Source organism: Mammaliicoccus sp. A-M4 (genome assembly GCF_022386955.1).
Classification (GTDB): domain Bacteria; phylum Bacillota; class Bacilli; order Staphylococcales; family Staphylococcaceae; genus Mammaliicoccus; species Mammaliicoccus lentus.
Window position 1 is genome coordinate 1 of the sequence record NZ_JAJNHH010000009.1, and the last position, 19,631, is coordinate 19,631.

Annotated in this window: 19 protein-coding genes and 1 other RNA gene; 3 read left to right on the forward strand and 17 right to left on the reverse strand. The window is 32.8% G+C overall.

The window, feature by feature from the left end:
* Positions 1–40: 40 nt before the first annotated feature.
* The 4 genes from LQ682_RS08625 to LQ682_RS08640 form a co-directional block, all read right to left on the reverse strand.
* The gene (locus LQ682_RS08625; protein ID WP_103268599.1) at positions 41–997 is read right to left on the reverse strand and encodes a thermonuclease family protein; all 957 of its coding nucleotides are present in this window, start codon (positions 995–997) and stop codon (positions 41–43) included.
* Positions 998–1,207: 210 nt separating this feature from the next.
* Positions 1,208–1,606: a VOC family protein gene (locus LQ682_RS08630; RefSeq protein ID WP_064211741.1), complete on the reverse strand. Its 399-nt coding sequence runs from the start codon at positions 1,604–1,606 to the stop codon at positions 1,208–1,210.
* Positions 1,607–1,635: 29 nt separating this feature from the next.
* Positions 1,636–2,130, reverse strand: a complete 495-nt coding sequence (locus LQ682_RS08635; RefSeq protein ID WP_064204475.1) for a MepB family protein — start codon at positions 2,128–2,130, stop codon at positions 1,636–1,638.
* A 315-nt stretch (positions 2,131–2,445) separates the two neighbouring features.
* Complete coding sequence (locus LQ682_RS08640; RefSeq protein WP_017000758.1) at positions 2,446–2,598, reverse strand: hypothetical protein; 153 nt, start codon at positions 2,596–2,598, stop codon at positions 2,446–2,448.
* 183 nt (positions 2,599–2,781) lie between these two features.
* Here LQ682_RS08640 and LQ682_RS08645 point away from each other — a divergent pair, with 183 nt between their 5' ends.
* Entirely contained in the window at positions 2,782–3,402 is a 621-nt protein-coding gene (locus tag LQ682_RS08645; protein WP_017000759.1) for a LysE family translocator, read from the forward strand.
* A 155-nt stretch (positions 3,403–3,557) separates the two neighbouring features.
* A complete protein-coding gene (locus LQ682_RS08650) occupies positions 3,558–4,898 on the forward strand; it encodes an APC family permease (RefSeq protein ID WP_239724114.1) in 1,341 nt (446 codons plus the stop codon).
* A gap of 56 nt (positions 4,899–4,954) precedes the next feature.
* On the opposite strand, the gene LQ682_RS08655 is transcribed toward LQ682_RS08650, so the two are convergent.
* A complete protein-coding gene (locus LQ682_RS08655; RefSeq protein ID WP_017000761.1) occupies positions 4,955–5,155 on the reverse strand; it encodes a hypothetical protein in 201 nt (66 codons plus the stop codon).
* Positions 5,156–5,269: 114 nt separating this feature from the next.
* On the reverse strand, positions 5,270–6,013 hold the full coding sequence (locus tag LQ682_RS08660) for a hypothetical protein (RefSeq protein WP_135021428.1): 744 nt from the start codon (positions 6,011–6,013) through the stop codon (positions 5,270–5,272).
* A gap of 219 nt (positions 6,014–6,232) precedes the next feature.
* Here LQ682_RS08660 and LQ682_RS08665 point away from each other — a divergent pair, with 219 nt between their 5' ends.
* Positions 6,233–6,826: an NUDIX hydrolase gene (locus LQ682_RS08665; protein WP_218729710.1), complete on the forward strand. Its 594-nt coding sequence runs from the start codon at positions 6,233–6,235 to the stop codon at positions 6,824–6,826.
* A gap of 800 nt (positions 6,827–7,626) precedes the next feature.
* Here the strand turns inward: LQ682_RS08665 and ssrA are convergent.
* The 11 genes from ssrA to gap form a co-directional block, all read right to left on the reverse strand.
* Positions 7,627–7,983: a transfer-messenger RNA gene (ssrA, locus tag LQ682_RS08670) on the reverse strand.
* 78 nt (positions 7,984–8,061) lie between these two features.
* Entirely contained in the window at positions 8,062–8,523 is a 462-nt protein-coding gene (gene smpB, locus LQ682_RS08675; RefSeq protein ID WP_017000769.1) for an SsrA-binding protein SmpB, read from the reverse strand.
* A 16-nt stretch (positions 8,524–8,539) separates the two neighbouring features.
* A complete protein-coding gene (gene rnr / locus LQ682_RS08680; RefSeq protein WP_064204479.1) occupies positions 8,540–10,867 on the reverse strand; it encodes a ribonuclease R in 2,328 nt (775 codons plus the stop codon).
* A gap of 33 nt (positions 10,868–10,900) precedes the next feature.
* Positions 10,901–11,641: an alpha/beta hydrolase gene (locus tag LQ682_RS08685; RefSeq protein ID WP_017000771.1), complete on the reverse strand. Its 741-nt coding sequence runs from the start codon at positions 11,639–11,641 to the stop codon at positions 10,901–10,903.
* Between the two features lie 90 nt (positions 11,642–11,731).
* Positions 11,732–11,965 (reverse strand): preprotein translocase subunit SecG, encoded by a 234-nt coding sequence (gene secG, locus LQ682_RS08690; RefSeq protein ID WP_017000772.1) that lies wholly within the window; start codon positions 11,963–11,965, stop codon positions 11,732–11,734.
* A 69-nt stretch (positions 11,966–12,034) separates the two neighbouring features.
* Positions 12,035–13,378, reverse strand: a complete 1,344-nt coding sequence (gene aroA, locus LQ682_RS08695) for a 3-phosphoshikimate 1-carboxyvinyltransferase (protein WP_103268604.1) — start codon at positions 13,376–13,378, stop codon at positions 12,035–12,037.
* Between the two features lie 244 nt (positions 13,379–13,622).
* Positions 13,623–14,927: a phosphopyruvate hydratase gene (eno, locus tag LQ682_RS08700; protein ID WP_017000774.1), complete on the reverse strand. Its 1,305-nt coding sequence runs from the start codon at positions 14,925–14,927 to the stop codon at positions 13,623–13,625.
* Between the two features lie 29 nt (positions 14,928–14,956).
* Positions 14,957–16,492: a 2,3-bisphosphoglycerate-independent phosphoglycerate mutase gene (gene gpmI / locus LQ682_RS08705; RefSeq protein ID WP_064204481.1), complete on the reverse strand. Its 1,536-nt coding sequence runs from the start codon at positions 16,490–16,492 to the stop codon at positions 14,957–14,959.
* A complete protein-coding gene (tpiA, locus tag LQ682_RS08710; protein WP_017000776.1) occupies positions 16,492–17,253 on the reverse strand; it encodes a triose-phosphate isomerase in 762 nt (253 codons plus the stop codon). The genes gpmI and tpiA overlap by 1 nt, the downstream gene beginning before the upstream one ends.
* A 22-nt stretch (positions 17,254–17,275) precedes the next feature.
* Positions 17,276–18,466 (reverse strand): phosphoglycerate kinase, encoded by a 1,191-nt coding sequence (locus LQ682_RS08715; protein ID WP_064204482.1) that lies wholly within the window; start codon positions 18,464–18,466, stop codon positions 17,276–17,278.
* A gap of 114 nt (positions 18,467–18,580) precedes the next feature.
* Positions 18,581–19,591, reverse strand: a complete 1,011-nt coding sequence (gene gap, locus LQ682_RS08720) for a type I glyceraldehyde-3-phosphate dehydrogenase (RefSeq protein ID WP_064204483.1) — start codon at positions 19,589–19,591, stop codon at positions 18,581–18,583.
* Between the last annotated feature and the right edge of the window lie 40 nt (positions 19,592–19,631).

Sequence of the window (19,631 nt, forward strand, 5' to 3'; positions counted from 1 at the left end):
TAACTTTAATAGGTTTTCTTTTATTTTTTATAGTTTTATTTTAATTTGCTTCACATGCAAAGTTATCTTTGTCTCTATCAAGTTTTGGTAAATATGCTGGGTGAGTACTTGGTACACCGTTTGGATATACTTTTCTTAGTTCAGTACAGTTTTTATAAAATTCTTTACTTTGTGATTGTTGAGTCTCTGGTTGAGAGGCAGGAACATTTGTCGTTGTATTGTTATTAGAAGTATTTGAATTTGTATTTGCTTCTGTATTATTAGCTTCTTCAAAAGCACTATCTAAACTCCAAATACCTAATTTCTGTTCTTTAGCTACAGCCTGCGCACTTTCCAATCGATCTAGATAACGTGTGTTAGGAGGATAAACATAGGCTACTTTCGCCAAACCTTCTCTAACTAATATTTCGTTTACCATTTCACCATCAATATATATATAAGCTAAATATCTTTGATACTTGTCTTGTTTCTCACCTACATCAAACTCAACTTCGATTTTGTTAGCGTTCATGAGTAACGATTTCGTTCTATCAGAAGCTTCTTGACCAAACGGCTGTTTCCCAATTCTAGGGTGCTTCGTTTCAGGCGTATCTATTAATAAAAATCTAAACGATCCTTCTTTACCATTATATATAAACTTAGCAGTATCCCCGTCTACTGTTGATGAAAGTTCCACAGGTATTCTATCAGTCGTACCAGGTGTGAATGTCTTTTTTTCTTCTTTATTTGAATCTTGCGTAGCATTCTCTACTTCTTTCTTTTCATCCTTTGAATCTTTCTTAGTATAATTAGTTTTCTCTTTTTTATCTGTTTCTTTTTTCTCAGATTTTTCTTTATGAGCTTTTTCATCTTTCTTTTGTTTGTCATCATTTTGCTTCTTATTCTCTTCGCTTACTTGACTCTTATCATCTTTATTCACATCATCATCACTACAAGCTCCTATTAAAATAAAAAGCATGAAGATTACAAAACAAAACCATAAACATCCTTTTTTCATAACTTACTCTCCTAAAATATATTCATTAAAGTAATAATAACAGATTTTACACTAATTAATAACTATTTTTTTAATTTTCTTTAAATTTAATGATTATTTTTATATAAACCTATCAAAATCATTATTTGTAGAATATGTATATAAAAAGACAGTGGATTTAACCACAGTCTTTGAAATAATTTTATTTACCTTTGTTATGGTTTAGATGTACTAGTTTCCATTACTAACGATTTCGAGTTTAATCCTATCCGGGTCTTCAAAATAAACTGCATAATGATCATTTCCACCTGCGAATGGATGTCTATCCACATATAAAATTCCAATATCCTGATTAATTAAATCATTAGTGATTTCATCTACCATAGCTTTTGTTTCAACATTAAATGCTAAATGATTCAATCCAATTCTTTTTCGGTGATACCCATAATCTTTATATTTCTCTTCTACCTCAACAAATACTATATAAGTTTCACCTAATTTAAAACTAAATCCTAAATCCCATTCTTGGTAAAGTTTATATCCTAATTTATTTAACAACCATTCATAAAATGCTCTAGATTTCTGTATATCTTCTACATATATTTCAATATGATGTAATGAACCATTCATTAGATTATTCACATACTTTCTTTGATAGCTTACTTTAAATATAATTCGTAAGCTTCCGTATTATTATACTCCTTTGATAAATCCAAAAAATAAGGTGCTTGCCATTTTTGTGTTTTAATTGCTGCTTTATTTAAATTTGTTTCCCAACTTGGATAAATTCGAAATGCCATTTTGCCTTTCTCTTTACCTATTCTTAAAACTCCTTTATCAGCTAAAAGTTCTTTTGGAAAAATAAATTGACCTTTATTGTCTCCATCTAAAACATTAATAATCAACTTGTCTTTCATTTCATCATAATTGTACGGCCTATTTTTTTCTAATTCATTTTTCAGCCATAACGTAACAAAATATCCAGCTTTTTTAGGTGTTTTTTTAGCTAATCTACTTTTAAAACTATTATTATTAATATTGAAATTAAAAGCCTCATATTCATGATTCCAAACTTCCAACTCAAATTGGTTTATAGAAAAATTAAATTCAGTACTAACCATATCTAATATATCTTTAGAAACATAAGGTTCCATTTTAAAATACCTCTTTCTTAAAGGGATATAATCTTTACAAACTATTATCTACATTTCTATAATACTTTTATATAACACTATAATCTAGTATTAATGAAACACTATATGAACTTGAAGGATATTTAATGCTTGCCATAACACCATATACTGCATTATCACATATATAGAACATAATAATAATATTGAAATCATTTCATTAAATAGCTTTCAGGAAAATCATGGTATAGGTACAAAATTACTAAATACAGTCAGCATTAACATTTTGAGTTTTATAGTACAATACTTTCTCAAAGCAAAATAATCTAAAGACTTACTTCATTCTTCTTCTTTAATTTTATCTTTCTTTATCGCAAAGATTATTAATACTAAAACTGAAACCCACATAAACGGGGATACTAAAGCTACAAATATAAAACCTAAAATAATACTTAGCCATACTGAATCAATCGAATATTTACCTATTTTCATATTAATCCTCATTTCTAATTGTATTCATATATAATCTCTTATTCATCTATGATGATTATAACTACTATACTTACTTAAACCAAATTATAAAATAAATATAGTTATTTTATAAATAATATAGTTATTCAAACTAGTTTTTGATATATTTGTGAGAAACATTAATCAACAGAGAGGTGTAAATATATGGATAATTGGTTAAGCTTCATCGTAATATCTTTAATGATCATCATAATACCAGGCCCTGACTTTTTCATTGTATTGAATAACACATTAAAAGGTAATGCGAAAAACGGTATTATGGCTGGTTTGGGTATCTCAAGTGCACATGTTTTTTATTCAGCACTTGCAGCATTTGGATTAATATTTATTTTAACGACATCTTATTATGTTTTTACAGTTATAAAGATTTTAGGTTCAATATATATTGCATATCTAGGCATTAAAACAATTTTAAATGCGAAAAAAGCCTTTAATATTAGTACTGATAAAGATGTAAAAACAGATATGAAACTTAGATTGTCTTATAAACAAGGTTTTATAAGTACTATTTTTAATCCAAAAGCAATTTTATTTTATGTCAGCATTTTACCTCAATTTATAACTAAAGAAGATGGATCAATGCAGATTCTAGTACTTTCCTCTTTATTCATATTAACTGTTTTTATTTGGTTCTTCTTATGTAGCTTTTTATTTAACTATATTAGACAAATTTTTAATAATGTAAAAATCAAAAGTATGCTAGATTACGCTATTGGTACAGTCTTAATTGGTCTAGCAATAAGTATATTTAGGTTAGAAAAGTAAATAATAAAACCCATGGAATTCAAAAATAACTATACTTATATAAAAGCCAAAGTTCCAATTGATAATTTCTCTCAATTGGACTATAATAACTTGTGGTACTTTTATCTTAGTTTAGAAGTATGAATTATTAATTATACATATACACGGAGGCGCTTATGTCTGAATCAACTCATTTAAAGAAGAATTTAGGCCTAGGTGATGTCATGGGTATCGCACTAGGACAAGTTATCGGTTCAGGGATTTTGACCATGACTGGCATAGGTATTCAAATGTCTGGTAGCGGTGTGACTTTAGCTTATATAATTTCTTCATTACTTGGTATTATTGCGATGTCACCAATTGCTATTTTAGGAGGAACACTCCCTACTACAGGAGGTTTATATAAATATACCAGTCGGTTGTTATCACCAAAAATTGGTGTGTTTTGGCTATGCATGTTTACATTGATGCAAATTACATTAGCAATGTATGCTATTTCCTTTGCACAATATTTACAAGGCGTTTTACCGGAAGCACCTATCACACCAATTGCTTTTAGTTTATTAACATTACTATTTATTGTGAATTTAGTTGGTGTAAAAACAGCTTCTATCATTAATAAATGGATGGTTATTATTTTAATCCTTTCATTAAGTTGTTTCGTTGTTTTTGGATTACCTAAAGTAGATTATACAGTTTTCCAACCAGAAACAATGTTTCCAGCAGGGTTCACAGGCTTCTTTACTGCAATTGGATTGGTAGGTTTTGCAACTGGAGGTGCACAATTCGTTGCGGAATTAGGTGGAGAAATGAAGAATCCTCGACGAGATTTACCTATCGTCATTATAGGATCTACAGTACTAATCGGGTTCTTCTATGCTTTAATTGCTGCAGTTGCAGTAGGTGTCTTACCTATTGAACAAGTTGCAGGTCAGCCTTTAACAGCAGTAGCTAATGAAGTATTACCAAAACCTGTATTTGTTATCTTCATTGTAGGTGGTGCCATGTTTGCTCTAGCAACAACATTAAACGCAACATTCACTTGGGTAACAAAAAGTTTATATGTAGCCACACAAGATGGCGTCTTACCTAAGAAATTAGGAGCAGTAAACGAAAAATTTGGAACACCACATTGGTTACTCACTATTTTCTATATCATTGGAGCAGTACCAATTTTAACAAACGTATCGCTAAACGTAGTAGCACAACTTGGAACAAGCCTTTCATTAATCGTATTTATGTTCCCAGTAGTTGCAGCAGGACGATTACCTAAGCTATACCCAGAAGCATACGCTAATGCACCTATCAAACTGCCACCAGCATTACTCAAAACTTTAATCGGTATTTCTGTTGTGTTACTACTTGCAGAAACATACCTATTAATCACTGATTTAGAAACACATTATATAATCGGATCAATCGCCTATGTAATTTTAGCAGCACTATTTGCAGCATTTTCCGATAAAATCACAGGATTCTCTATAAAGAATACGAATATATTAGAGGATGATATATAAAAATAAACACTCCAAAAGTTAAACTTTTGGAGTGTTTTACGTATATTTTAATAAATTCAAAGAACGTTTGCCATAATAATCAAAACCACTCCACAAAATACAGAACCTAATGCAAAGTAAGTAGTTCCCTTGAAACTTACAGTTTTCTCACCTTTTGTAAAAACTTCATACATCTCATAAGACATAAAATACAAAGCACAAATACCAAGTATTAAAAAACCAGAACCCAATAAGTATCCGAACACATCTAGAAACATAATATTCCCTCCTTAAAGGTTTATATTAATGCTACCAAACACCTTGATGTTTTTAAACGAACATTATTGTCACATTAGGTTTTACTTTAGTTGATATTTAAACTCATATTAACTTTATTTATTATAGTGATCATATTTACCTGATTCAATTTCAGATTCTCTCTCCTCTATTTCTTTGTAAACATCTTCGGCATCGTCACCTTCATAATAACCTTGTTCAATTGCTGTTTTAGTTTGTATTTCAGCAGAAGATAAACCACCATTATATTTTTTACGTAAAGCGTCTATATACTCATCTTCAGTCTCAGCTGCATTGATTTCGGCGTTAACATCATCAGGTTCATCATCTTGCATATCTAAATCTTCTTCTTCGTCCATTTTCTCTTGTTGCTCAGGACTTACACATCCGCCAACTGTACATTGTGTCCCATCAGGCTTTACATACCCCACAACATCACCGTTACCAGGTGCCTGATACCATGTGTCCCCATCTGCGTCTACCATACCATCTACATTAACCCCGCTTTTTATTTGTTTTGATATTTCTTCTTTAGTTAATGCTCTATTTTCTGATTCATTTTCGTTATTTGTTTGTTCACTATTCTCAATTTCTTCTTGGCCTTCTGTATTTTCATTTTCTTCAGCAGACTGTTCTTCTTCTGTATCTGCTTCTGATTCATTAGAAGTATCTTGTTTATTATCCTTTTCCTTATCTTTATCTTTTTTCTCATCTTGCTTTTTATTTTCTTTATCACCTGATTGTTTTGTGGTTTCTGATTTAGATGAGGTTTCTTCTTTTTGTCCACATGCCCCTAATACTAATAAACTTGCAAATAATAAAATAAATAATTTTTTCATTACATATTCCCCCTTACATATATTACCTTCAACAATATATGTTTTATCAGTAAATTAATAGGTGTAATTAAATTATTTAATTTTTTATTGTTATTAATTATAAATATTTCAACTATTAATTACACACTAGTTATTTACCAACTTTCTTTTTATAGACTTATGATTAGTCCATAATTTCTATTTAAGATAATATATACTTAAAGGAATTGAGGTGTAATTATGGATAGTAAACAATTTTTCCAAAAGTTATTAGCTATTTCAAACTCTGGTATTAATTATTCTAAGGACCCATATGACGTAGAGAGGTTCAATGAAATTTTTGATATAACTCAAGAATTCATAAATTCTCAGAGCAATAACAAGAACTTAACATTAGAAAAGGAAGCTGGTTACCCTACACCTAAAATTGATGTAAGAGCTTTAATTTTAGATAAAGACAATAAAGTTTTATTAGTAGAAGATCCTAAAACAAAATCTTGGTCGTTACCTGGAGGTTTTGCTGACGTAGGAACTTCACCAGTAGAAAATGTAGTGAAAGAAGTGATAGAAGAGACTGGTTTATCAGTTTCTGTATCCAATCTTATTGCAGTATATGATACTAATAAGTCTAATCCAGAAAATTCATTAGCACACTATTATAAGTTAGTTTATTATTGTAAAAGATTAAGTGGAAACCTAACAACAAGTATAGAAACAAGTTCGGTACAATATTTTGATATTGATCAATTACCAAAACTATCAACTAAGAGAATTACCGAAAAACAAATAAGAGAATGTTTTAATAATCGTGATAGTAAGACAATTATTGAATAAGTTGATAGTTATCACTAGGCTAATAAGTAACAAAATATATAGACAATATATGTAAAATGTGGTAATTTAAATATAGAAAAAGGACGATGCACATATATGCATCGCCCTTGTGAGCCCGTTAAAAAGACGGTGGCCTCGTTTTAATAAATTATTGAATAACCATCAAAACCGGTCAAAGTTAGAGATGGTTATTTTTTATGGTCCTTTTTACTAATTAATACTAAACCAATGATTGACATGACAATCATCAGTAATTCATAATCAGTCAATGTTACACCTTTCTAGGAGTCGAACCATATTTCATAGGCATCACCCCTTATTTAAAGAGATTAGCCACCATCTATCCAACTTGCTCACATTAATATTTTATCTTCATTACCAAAATTTGTCTATTTACAAAAAACGCATATATTAGTTTGAATCTACACAAATTTTAAATTTTTTATTTCAACTGAAGTACCAGTCATTAGACCCTAATATACTTTCATTATGAAACCCATCTATTATTTTAATAGACAATATATGTAAATTGTGGTAATTTAAATATAGAAAAAGGACGATACACATACATGCATGCATCGCCCCTTATGAGCCCGTTAAAAAGACGGTAGCCGGAATTGAATTTATATAACCATCTTGCCGACCAAAGCTAGAGATGGTTATTTTTTATGGTCTTTTTTACTAATTAATATTAAACCAATGATTACTTTTAAAGGTTTAATATACTAATAGTTTTACCATATTTCTTTACTATACTAATGCAAAATAAAAACCCTCAACCACAATGGTTGAGAGCTATGTAGTGGAGACGGCGGGAGTTGAACCCGCGTCCAGAGATCCTGATACAAATGTTTCTACGTGCGTAGTCTAGTCTTTATTGTTTCGCGTTGTATCAGGGGACTGACACCCTATTACAACGCTAGTTTGATTAATCTCTTCTCGTCAGACTTCAAACGGCAGTGACGAGCGTATCCTACTTAAGTTGAATCACGTTAACAGCACATAGGCGATGCTGTTAGGTGATGCAGAGTGCTATTACGCAGCTACTGCTAAGTTTTGTTGTTTGCCAGTTATTATAACTGTTGTGTTGATGACGGAGACAACCCTCCGACACGCTTCATAAGCTCGGGGACCCCTGTCGAATCCGTAACGTCCCCTGAATAAGAAATATACTTCCTTTTAGCAGAAGTATATTTAATAATAACAATTTTTTATTGATTAATCAATATAATTGCTTAATATCGATGCTTCATTGCTCTTTCTACATCACGTTTTGCTTCTTTTTCTTTCAGCGCATGACGTTTATCATAATCTCGTTTACCTCTTGCTATCCCTAAAAGAACTTTACAGTAACCGTGTTTAATATATAGTTTAAGCGGTATTAATGAATACCCTTTTTCTTTTGAGATACCATATAATTTATCGATTTCTTTTCTTTTTAAGAGCAGTTTTCGATTTCTTAATGGATCATGATTATAACGGTTACCTTCTTCATACGGTGCAATATGCATATTGTAAACGTACATTTCTCCGTTGTATACACGTGCATATGAATCTTTTAAGTTTGCACTACCTCGGCGAATGGATTTGATTTCTGTACCTTGTAATACAATTCCCGCTTCAACCGTATCTTCTATTGTATAATCATGGCTTGCTTTACGATTTTGTGCTAAAGGTTTGTTGTGTACTTTTGGCACATCCATCACCTACTTTCTATTTTTTCTTACGTCTTGCATTCTTTTTAACGGCTTTTGCTTTATAAAAAGGTTTATTGTTTTTATCGCCTTGTTTACCTTTTGCTCTGCCTTTTTTATGCTTATTATTTTTATCGTTTTCCTTTGATGGTCCACGTTTTTTAGCTTTTATTGTCTTTTCTCTTGCGAGTTTTTCACGATTCTTTTCAGCTATTGGCATACCTACGATTTGGAAATCAATCATTCTTTCATCAACATTAACATTTATAACTTTGACTTCTACTTTATCACCGATTCTAAAGACTTTAGCTTGTCTTTCACCAATAATAGCCATACTGCGTTCATCAAAATTATAATAATCATCTGTTAAGTTAGAAATGTGTACCATACCTTCGATAGTGTTCTCTAATTCTACAAACATACCGAAGTTAGCTACTGAACTGATTATACCAGTATAAACTTCTCCAACATGTTGAATCATATACTCTGATTTCTTCAGATCATCTGTATCACGTTCTGCATCTATCGCTCTTCTTTCACGTGTAGATGTATGATCTGCAATTTCAGGTAATACTTCTTCCCAATGTCTAATTTGTTTATCATTCATTGATTTATCGATTAAATATTTACGAATGAGTCTATGCACTATTAAATCTGGGTATCTTCTAATTGGTGAAGTGAAATGTGTATAATAATCAGCTGATAAACCGAAGTGACCTAAGTTTTCTTCACTATATCTTGCTTGTTGCATACTTCTTAACATTAAAGTAGCAATTACCATTTCTTCTTTTTCACCAGCTACTTCTTGCACAATTTTTTGTAGTGTAGATGGATGAATATCTTCGCTTGTACCTTTAACTGTAATACCAAAGTTCGTAATAAATTCAAAGAATTGATTTAAACGTTCTTCTTTTGGATTTTCGTGTACACGATAAATGAATGGTAATTCTAATTTACTGAAATGTTCTGCAATTGTTTCGTTAGCTGATAACATAAAGCTTTCGATTAATCTTTCAGCGTCATTTCTTTCTCTAACTTGAATATCTGTTGGAATACCGTCTTCATCAACTAATACTTGAGCTTCTTTAATATCAAAATCAATTTCACCACGTTTTTTACGTTTAGCAATTAATTGTTGTGATAATTGGTTAGCTAAATCAAGCATAGGTGTGATTTCAGCAAATTTCTCTCTAATTTCAGGGTCTTTGTTCTCAATGATGCTATTTACATCAGTGTAAGTCATTCTATAATCTGAATGAATGACACTTTCAAAAATCTCATGGCGAACAACTTCGCCTTGTTGATCAATTTCCATTCTACAGCTTAAAGTAAGACGGTCTTCATTTGGATTTAATGAACAAATACCATTACTTAGTCTGTGAGGTATCATTGGAATAACTCTATCTACAAGATACACACTAGTGCCTCGATCATATGCTTCTTTATCTAACTCACTATTTTCAGTTACATAATAACTTACATCCGCGATACTTACTGTTAACTCTGTTAATCCATTATCTAATGCTTTTACAGATACAGCGTCATCTAAGTCTTTAGCATCCGCACCATCAATAGTGATTGTTAATTCATCTCTTAAATCACGTCTATTTTTAGTTTCTTCTGGCTTAATTTTGTCTGGTACTTTTTTAGTTTCTTCTATTACACTATCCGGAAACTCTATATTGATTCCATGTTGGTAAATAATAGATAGAATATCAACACCAGGGTCATTTTTATGCCCTAAAATTGCTTTAACGTGACCTTCAGGATTATGAGTACCATCTGCATATTCCGTAATTTCTACAAGTACTTTATGCCCTTCAACAGCGCCTAAATTTTTACCTTTTGGGATAAAAATGTCTTGTGTAATACGTTTATCATCTGGCAATACGAAACCAAAGTGTTTAGCTTCAGTATAAGTACCAACTACTTGCGTAATATTACGTGTCGTAATAGCCTTAACTCTTCCTTCAATTTTACCTTTGTGGTCTCCACGTGATGGAACGACTTCTACTAATACTTCATCGCCGTCCATCGCTTTATTAATTTGATTTGGTGGTATAAAAATATCTTCGATTGTATCATCTTCAGGTCTTAAGAATGCAAAACCTTTTTTATGTTGGCTAAGCTTCCCTTTAACTAAATCTGATTTATCTCTTTTCTTTTTATATCTATCCGTCTTTGTTCTTTCTAGTTGACCCGTTTGTTCTAAATCAACTAGAACTTTTATTAATTCTTTAAATGAATCAGCGTTACTTAATCCCATTACGTCTTGAAATTCACTTACCGTCATGGGCGTGTAGTCTTTCTCATTTATGATTTGTTCAACTTCTTCTCTTAGATTCATAGCGGGCCTCCTTTCTTGTTTTTATATTGTGTCTTATTCGGACCAATCTAATGATTCTAAGAATTGATATACGTCTTCAAATACTTTCTCTTTTTCTTGTCCGATTGTTATAACATGACCAGATTCTTCATACCACTTAATATATTTATCATCAGATGAAGATGAATTATAAATAATATTAGCAGAATCAGGATTTATCATTTGATCAAGCTTGCCTTGTACTACAAATAAAGGATCAAATACTTCATCAACTTGATCTCTAACTGCTTGAATAGTATTTTGCAATTCAGTTAAAGTGTCTGTCGGATGAAAATGTTTCATTTCTTCTTCAATTTGTTCACTTGATTTACCTTCATATTTTTTAAATTCTCTTGCATAATCTAGTACACCTTCAAACATAGTACCTTCTGTCTTAATGTACATAGGAGAACACATAGTTACTATACCTTTCACATCACGATTTAAACTTAATTTCAAGCTAAAAACGCCACCCAATGATAGTCCAGCTACTGCTATTTCAGTATACCCTTTTTCCACAAGAAAATCATATGCATCTAAGCAATCTTTAAACCATACATATGGGCTTGATTCTAATATTTCTTCTGGTGGTCTTCCATGACCTTCATAATGCGGAGCATATGATGTATATCCTTTTTTCTGTAAGAAACGTCCTAATTGTCTAACGTCTGATGAATTACCTGTAAATCCATGCAAAAGTAATACTGCGCGTTTACCTTCTTCAAAGAAGAAAGGTTTAGGTAATTGAATTCTCATGATCGACCATCCTTTTACTCTATTTAACTCTATTGTATCTTTTTTTCACTTGCAAACAAATAAAAAAGTCCGACATTACCCGTCGGACCACTACATTTTAAAGTAAGTTATTGCTAACATAATTAAGAAAAATAAAATCGCTAGAATGATTGTTGTTCTGTGTAAAACTAAATCTATTCCACGTTGCTTTTGTTTACCAAATAATTGTTCTGCTCCACCACTAATTGCACCTGATAAACCGGTACTTTTACCTTCTTGAAGTAATACAACGGTAATCAATGCAATACAATCTATGATTAATAAGACGATTAAAAATGTATGCATGGACTCGGTCCTCCTGTCTATTATAACAGTAGCATTATAGCACATTTACAAAATGCACTCAAGTTTTCATTAGTCATAATCTATTGACATGCCTAAAGATTTTAACATTTCAAAGTACGTTGGACAAGTCTTTGATACACATGCTGGGTCAAGCAGTGTTATACCATCTACTTTTGTGCCTACTAAACTAAGAGACATAGCTACTCGGTGGTCATCAAATGTATCCAATGTAGCACTTTGAATCTCTCCTGGCTGAATCGTCCATCCATCTTGATGTTCTTGTATGTTAATCCCTAGCTTAGTTAAGCTTTCAGTTAAAGCTTCAACTCTATTACACTCATGATTACGTATATGTTCAACACCAGTAATTGTAATTGGACCATCCGCAAACGCTGCTAATGTACCGATTGTAAGTGCTTGGTCTGAACATGCATTCATATCGATTGTTAAATTACCTTTGAGCTGTTCTGGACCAGTGATAACGACATAATCTTCACCTTTTTTAACAGTAGCACCCATTTTTTCTAAAATGTCTACAACTTCTAAATCAGGTTGATGGGTTTTTAGGTTCAAATGATTAATCTTAATTGTCGATTTTTTCAGAGCTGCTAGAGCCATAAAATAACAAGCAGTTGATAAATCGGCTTCTAAAGGTAAATTAGTCGCTTGATAAGAACCTTTTTCAACCTTCATATGTTTATAGTCATCTGAGACTTCTACGCTTATCCCAAATTGTTCCATTAATTCTATCGTGATATCTACGTATGCACTTTGTACTATCTCTGTTGTTAATTCAATTTCTGTTGGTTGATTAAACAATGGTGCAGCAAGTAATAATCCACTAATAAACTGACTAGATTTATCGCCTGCTATCATGACTTTACCACCAGTTTCAGGTGTCCCTTTAATTTTGACTGGAAGTTGGCCTTCTTCTTCAATATAAGAGACTTCTACCCCTAATTGGATAAGTGCATCATGTAAAGTTTTATGTGGTCTACCAGCTAATTGTTCCGTAGAAGTGATAGTAATTTCACTTTTATCTTGTGTCCCTAAAATGCCAGGTAAAAATCGAGCAGTCGTGCCTGCTGAACCAATGAATACTGTTTGTTCTTCTGGAAGACTTTCCGTATCTACACCAGTAATATTGATTGAATCTCCTTCAAACTCGAAAGTTGCTCCTAATTTCTTTAATGTTTCCATGCACCAATAAGTATCATCACTTTTAAGATAACCAGATAACTTTGAAGTACCTTTACTAAACCCTGCTAAAATAAAAGCACGATTCGTTACACTTTTACTCCCTGGTATAATAATTTCTTTATTAAATACTTGATCTGTTGGATGCAAACTTAATTTTTCTACACCATCTAAACTAGACCAAGGTGATTTTGCACTTTTTAAATTAATCGTCATCTGTGAAATCCTCCTATAAACATAATTCTCTATATTATAGCCCATTTTAACACGTAATGGAATGATAATGACACATTTAATTTAAAGCGTTAAAGCGTTACTGTAAAAACAGTTTGTTTTAATATAAAAAAACCACCAATCTGTTAGATAATGTGAAATCCAACAAATCGATGGTTTAATTTTGAGAATAGATATATTCAAACTAGTCTCATATTTTGTGAATCATTTTATATTAAATGCACAATTATTTAGATAAGTTATAGAAAGCTTTTATACCTTCAAATTTACCAGTTTCATATAATTCATCTTCGATACGTAATAATTGATTGTATTTAGCAATACGATCTGTTCTAGATAATGAACCAGTTTTAATTTGACCAGCATTAGTAGCAACTGCGATATCTGAAATTGTAGTATCTTCAGTTTCTCCTGAACGGTGAGAAATAACTGCAGTGTAACCAGCTTTTTGAGCCATTTCGATAGCTTCGAATGTTTCAGTTAATGTACCGATTTGGTTAACTTTGATTAAGATTGAGTTACCGATACCTTTTTCGATACCTTCTGATAATTTTTCAGTATTTGTAACGAATAAGTCGTCACCTACTAATTGAACACGGTCTCCGATACGGTCAGTAAGGATTTTCCATCCGTCCCAGTCGTTTTCGTCCATACCGTCTTCAATAGTGATGATAGGATATTTGTTAACTAACTCTTCTAAGAAATCAACTTGTTCTTCGCTTGAACGTTTAACACCGTGTTCACCTTCGAATTTAGCATAGTCATATACGCCGTTTTCGAAGAATTCTGAAGCTGCACAGTCAAATCCTAAAACTACATCTTTACCTGGCTCTAAGCCAACTGCTTTAATAGCTTCTAAGATAGTTTCAACGCCATCTTCAGTACCTTCGAATTCAGGAGCGAATCCACCTTCGTCGCCTACTGCTGTGTTTAAACCACGAGATTTCAAGATTTTAGCTAAGTTATGGAAGATTTCAGCTCCCCAACGTAATGCTTCTTTGAATGATTCTGCACCTACCGGTAAAATCATGAACTCTTGGAAAGCAATTGGTGCGTCAGAGTGTGAACCACCGTTTACAATGTTCATCATTGGAACTGGTAATTGAACACCGTTGAATCCACCAAGATATTTGTATAAAGGTTGTCCTAAGAAATCTGCAGCTGCATGAGCTACTGCGATTGAAACACCAAGGATAGCATTTGCGCCTAATTTACCTTTGTTTGGCGTACCATCTAAAGCGATCATTAATTTATCGATTGATACTTGTTCTAAAACTGAAATTTCACCTTCGATAATTTCTGGTGCAATAATTTCGTTAACATTTTCTACTGCTTTAAGTACACCTTTACCTAAGTAACGATCTTTGTCTCCGTCACGTAATTCAACTGCTTCATATTCACCAGTTGAAGCGCCTGAAGGTACTAATGCTCTACCAAAAGCACCACTTTCTGTTAATACTTCTACCTCTACTGTTGGGTTACCACGTGAATCTAATACTTCGCGTGCATAAATATCTGTAATAATTGGCATATTTAAAACTCCTTTTTCATAATAGTTAATTATTTTTTAATTAATGATTCACCAGTCATATCTTCTGGTTGTTCTACTCCTAGTAAGTCAATAAGTGTTGGTGCTAAATCTGCTAGTCTGCCATCACTTCTTACTTCTACCCCTTCTTTAGTTACAATAACAGGAACAGGGTTTGTTGTATGTGTAGTCATTGGTGATTCAGTATCTGTTAATACTTCATCAGAGTTACCATGGTCAGCTGTTATAATTGCCGTACCATTCATAGATAATATTTTATCTACTACTTCACCTAGACATTCATCTACTGCTTCGATAGCTTTAATAGTTGGCTCAAGCATTCCACTATGACCAACCATATCCGGGTTAGCAAAGTTTAAAATGATTAAATCTAAATCACCTTTATCTAATTCACCGATTAAAGCATCTTTAACTTCGTAAGCACTCATTTCAGGTTTTAAATCATATGTTGCTACTTTTGGTGAGTCAATTAGCACACGACGTTCACCGTTAAATTCAGCATGTGAACCACCACTCATAAAGTAAGTTACATGTGGGAATTTTTCAGTTTCAGCAATTCGTAATTGATTTAAATTGTTCTTCTCAGCAACTTCACCGATTGTATTTTTAATATCAACTGGTTTGAAAGCTACTTCAGCAAACACATCATCACTATAATTTGTGAACGTTACGAAATATAAATCTTCTAGTTTACGTTTGATTTCGAAACCTTCGAATTTCTCGTTAGTGTAAACTTGGCTTAATTGTGCTGCTCTATCGGGACGGAAGTTGAAGAATATCATTGCGTCATGACTGTTAACGCCATTATTTTCAACGCCTTTTTCTTCATCTTTCACGATAAATGGCACAACAAATTCGTCTGTAAGTCCATCTTTATAGTTTGCCTCAACACCTTCAACAGCTGTTGGGTAAACAGGACCTTCACCATTAGACATTGCATTATATGCTTTTTCTTCACGATCCCAACGATTATCTCTGTCCATTGCATAGTAACGACCAGAAATAGAAGCAAATTGTCCAATGCCTATTTCTTCGAATTTATTTTCAGTTTCTTCGATATATCTGATAGCTGATTTTTGATCAACATCACGACCGTCTAAGAATCCATGAACATAAACTTTTTTAACACCTTGCTTTTTAGCTAATTCTAGTAAAGCAAATAGATGTTTGTAGTGACTGTGAACACCACCGTCTGATAATAATCCCATTAAATGTAATGTTGAATCATTTTTTACGACATGTTGCATTGCTTCTTTTAATGCTTCAATTTCAAAGAAATCGCCGTCTTCTATAGACTTATTAATACGAGTTAAACTCTGGTAAACAACTCTGCCGGCACCAATATTTAAGTGACCTACTTCAGAGTTACCCATTTGACCTTCTGGTAGTCCAACATCTAGACCACAAGCTGATAATTCGTTATGTGGATATTTATTGTAATATCTATCAAAGTTTGGTTTGTTGGCTTGTTTAACCGCATTACCATGTTCTTCTTCACGGTTTGCAAATCCATCAAGTATGATAAGTGCTGTTGGTTGTTTAGCCATTACTTTGCACCTTCTAATAGTGCTACAAATGAATCAACTTTTAATGAAGCGCCGCCAACTAATGCGCCATCGATATCTGATTGAGCCATATATTCTTTAATGTTTTCAGGTTTAACACTACCACCATATTGAACACGAAGTGCATCTGCTGCTTCTTGTGAGTATGCATTTGCTACAACTTTACGAACATGTGCACACATTTGGTTAGCATCTTCTGAAGTTGAAGATTTACCAGTACCAATAGCCCAGATAGGTTCATAAGCTATAACTGTTGATTTAACTTGTTCTTCAGTGAATCCTTTAAGAGCAGCTTCAACTTGGTCGCCTACTACTGATTCAGCTTTGTCTGCTTCTCTTTCATCTAAAGTTTCACCTACACAAATAATTGGTGTCATATTATGAGAAAATACAGCTAATGCTTTTTTGTTAACATCTTCATCTGTTTCACCAAAGTATTCACGACGTTCAGAGTGTCCAAGGACAACATATTTTACGCCTAAATCTTCTAATGCTGCTGGAGAAGTTTCACCAGTGAACGCACCACTGTCTTCAAAGTGAGCATTTTGAGCACCGATTTGTAATCCTTCTGCTACGCCTTCTTTTGTTAAATTAACAAGTGCATCTAATTGTAAAGTTGGTGCACAAATTACTGAATCAACTTCGTTTGTATCAGGTAAAGCTGGAAGTTCATTAACAAAGTCTTTTGCTTCTTGAACTGTTTTGTTCATTTTCCAGTTACCTGCGATAATTGGTTTTCTCATGATATATTAACTCCTTTTATAATTATTTTTCTGAAATAGCTTCGATACCTGGTAATTCTTTGCCTTCTAGATATTCTAGTGAAGCACCGCCACCAGTTGAAATGTGTGAAAAGTCATCAGCAAATCCTAAGTCCATTGCCGCTGCAGCAGAATCTCCGCCACCGATAATAGTAGTTGCATCTTTTAAGTTTGCGATAGCTTCACATACACCGATTGTACCTTTAGCAAAGTTATTGAATTCAAATACGCCCATTGGACCGTTCCAAACAACAGTGTTAGCCCCTTCTAGAGCTTCAGTAAATAATTCTACTGTCTTAGGACCAATATCCATTGCTTCTTGATCAGATGGGATTTCATCTATAGAAACTTCAGTGATTTTTGCATCATTTGAAAATTCTTTTGCTACTTTACAATCTACTGGAAGGATAATTTTATCTCCTGCACGATTTAGTAATTCTTTAGCAAAATCAATTTTATCTTCTTCTAATAATGATAATCCAATTTCTTTACCTTGTGCTTTAAAGAATGTATATGCCATTCCACCACCGATAATAACTTTATCAGCGATATTTAATAAGTTTTCAATTACGCCAATCTTATCTGAAACTTTAGCACCACCTAAAATAGCTACTAAAGGACGTTCTGGGTTATTTACAACGCCACCGATAAATTTAATTTCTTTATCCATTAAGAATCCTGATGCTGTTTCAACATTAGATGCGATGCCAACGTTAGATGCATGTTCACGGTGTGCTGTACCAAATGCATCATTAATAAATACATCACCTAAAGAAGCCCAGTACTTACCTAATTCAGGATCATTTTTAGATTCTTTCTTGCCATCTACATCTTCGAAACGTGTGTTTTCAAATAATAACACGCCGCCTTCAGATAAATCATTGATAGCATTTTCTAGTTTTTCGCCACGAGTTTCAGGAACAAATGTTACTTTTTCATTTAATAATTCGCTTAAGCGTTCTGCTACTGGTTTAAGTGATAATTCTTTTTTATCTTCTTCTGTTTTCACTTTACCTAAATGTGAGAATAAAATAACTTTACCGCCTTGTTCGGCAATATATTTTATAGTAGGAAGCGCTTGAACGATTCTGTTGTCATTTGTAATTGCTCCGTCTTTCATTGGTACATTAAAATCTGCTCTTACAAGTACCTTTTTACCTTTTAAGTCAATATCTTTAACATTCTTTTTTGCCATGACTAGTCTTCCTCCTCTGAATAATAGAAAATGCTTAACGATTAAAAATAAGCGGAGAAGCGTTGTGCTCCCCGCTTACTCATAAGCATAACCTATTTAGTTCATTTAATTAAATTATTTGTTAGCTTCTGCAGCTAAATATTCTAAAGTACGAACTAATTGTGAAGTGTAAGACATTTCGTTGTCATACCAAGCAACAGTTTTAACTAATTGACGGTCTCCAACTGTCATTACACGAGTTTGAGTTGCGTCGAATAATGAACCGTAAGTGATGCCAATAACATCAGAAGAAACGATTTCGTCTTCAGTGTATCCGAATGAATCATTTGTAGCATTTTTCATTGCTTCGTTGATTTCTTCTATAGATACTTCTTTATCTAATACTGCTGTTAATTCAGTTACTGAACCAGTTGCTACTGGAACACGTTGAGCTGATCCATCTAATTTACCTTTTAATTCTGGGATAACTAAGCCAATTGCTTTAGCTGCACCAGTTGAGTTAGGTACGATGTTTTCAGCTGCTGCACGAGCACGACGGAAGTCACCTTTAGCATGTGGAGCATCTAGTGTATTTTGGTCACCAGTATAAGCATGAATTGTCATCATTAATCCTTCAACGATACCGAATTCATCATTTAATACTTTAGCCATTGGAGCTAAACAGTTAGTAGTACAAGATGCACCAGATACGATTTCTTCTGAACCGTCTAATTCATCATGGTTAACATTGTATACGATTGTTTTCAAGTCGCCTGAAGCTGGAGCTGAAATTAATACTTTTTTAGCACCTGCGTCGATGTGAGCATGAGCTTTTTCTTTATCAGCGAAGAAACCAGTACATTCTAATACTACATCGATGTCTAAGTCTCCCCAAGGTAATTCTTTAGGGTTAGGATTTTCGAAAGTTTTGATTTCTTTACCGTTTACACGGAATCCGCCTTCAATTACTTCTACTTCATCTTTGAAACGACCTTGTGTAGAATCGTATTTTAATAAATGAGCTAACATAGCGTCATCTGTTAAATCGTTGATTGCTACTACTTCGATATTTTCTACTTCTTGTAATCTTCTAAATGCTAAACGACCTATTCTACCAAATCCATTAATTGCTACTTTAGTTGCCATTATGATGGCCTCCTTTAAATTTGTTATTTGAAAAAGGCTA